At 45.9% G+C, this 1,563-nt stretch carries 1 protein-coding gene; it reads right to left on the bottom strand.

Annotated elements, in window-relative coordinates:
* Positions 1-71: 71 nt before the first annotated feature.
* Positions 72-1,430: an IS4 family transposase gene (locus ED605_RS11295; protein WP_121978998.1), complete on the bottom strand. Its 1,359-nt coding sequence runs from the start codon at positions 1,428-1,430 to the stop codon at positions 72-74.
* Between the last annotated feature and the right edge of the window lie 133 nt (positions 1,431-1,563).

Below are 1,563 nucleotides of genomic sequence, written 5' to 3'. Positions count from 1 at the left end.
CTGAAACTTGAAAGCTAAAAATTAACCGAACACCTTAGTCGTCCTGGAATAATCCGTCAGAAAATGGAAATTCAAGCTGACACTAATTCCCTGGTCAAAACGGCCGGTAGATGCGTGAGAAAATGGCCTAACAAAGTTTCAATCACTGATTTTCGCAACGCAACTTCTTTTTTTAATAAAGATTTTAATTGATTTAATAACCATACCAATGCGTCAGCGAGGGCAATATCCGGTAAAGCTGCGTTCAGCCAATAAAACAAATCGCCCAAGGTACGGTCATCTTTGACTTGACGTTCTTGCCAAGCCAATAGGTCATAGGCTAGCATGACCACGGCTAAATGACCGCAAAGGCCATCGTAGCTTTGGATTTGGGACTTATCCAGACGCAAATATTGTTTGGCAAATTTGAAATAATTTTCGATCTGCCAACGGCGACCGTATAGTTGAATTATTTCATTCGGGCGCAGTTGAGTTTGCGTCGTCCCCAGCACCAAGTAGCTGCTTCGGCGGTGCCGATTAGCCACAAAGACCAGGCGAAACGGAAAGTGCAAGGTGCCAACGTGCGCCTGAACGAGGCAACTGTACTGATAAGCTGATTTAGGGTGATAGTTGGAAGCTTTTAGTAATTGATAGATCGCTTTGACCGAGAGTTGACGACCACGATAAAAGTACGACACTTTGGCACTGCGTTTAAGCATCCCCAGACCATCCAGACCGAGCTGTTTCAGTTGGTGGAAAGCCGTTGGCGAACTGAACCAGCTGTCGAAAAGGACATACTGGGCCGGAACACCGTTTTTTAAGGCCTGCTGGATCAACTCAATCACGACTGAGGTCATCTTGCGTTGGGCCTGATGACGTCGGCGACCAGCAAGCGAACGTTGATCGGTGGTTTGGGCTGGTCGGCCCAGCACGTTTCGGGGAGTCTTACTCGACATTAGGGCATAGTTGACGGGTAAGAAAGTATTCGCATCACTCCAGCCCAAAGTCAGTGCCCGGTAGCCGCGACAAAACCGGCCTTGATCATGATCATAAGCTCGCGCGAGCAGTTCGGTAGTCCGCGCGTATTCTCGTGAAAACAAGGTATCATCAACGATGAACGCTAATCGACGCCGATGGTCAATCAGTGGCCGTAGGTGTTTGATTAAAGCTTGCGCAATCAAGCAAACCAACCGCTGCCAGTTAATCCGCCCATCGTTTAAGACATTGCGCACCGTCCGGGACGTAAAGCTTTGACTCGTCGTGGCCCGATAGAGTGAACGACCACTCAACTTAACCATTAACAGCCACTTGAGCAGTTGAAAAAGGGTAAGATTAGTGCGCCGTTTAAAGTTAACCCGTTGGGTAATCTTACCTAGACCAATTAACGAAACAAATTCGTGAATAAAATTCAGCAGATCGTTTTTATCATGATTTTGATTTATACTATTCATAGCGCAAGCACTCCTTTGTATCTTTCTTTTGTCAATTAAAGTATACAGCGCAGGAGCCCTTGCGTTTTAATTTTGATCAGAAAAAGCCAAAAATCACGCAATATTGAAGTGATTTTTAGCTTTCAAGTTTCAG

Source organism: Lentilactobacillus raoultii (assembly GCF_900411375.1).
GTDB classification, from domain to species: Bacteria; Bacillota; Bacilli; order Lactobacillales; family Lactobacillaceae; genus Lentilactobacillus; species Lentilactobacillus raoultii.
The sequence above is the reverse complement of the archived record's forward strand: the minus strand, read 5'-3'. Positions and strand labels throughout refer to the sequence as shown.

Excerpts from the sequence above, each read along its gene's own strand:
- ED605_RS11295 (WP_121978998.1), bottom strand. The coding sequence starts at position 1,430 with ATGAATAGTATAAATCAAAATCATGATAAAAACGATCTGCTGAATTTT.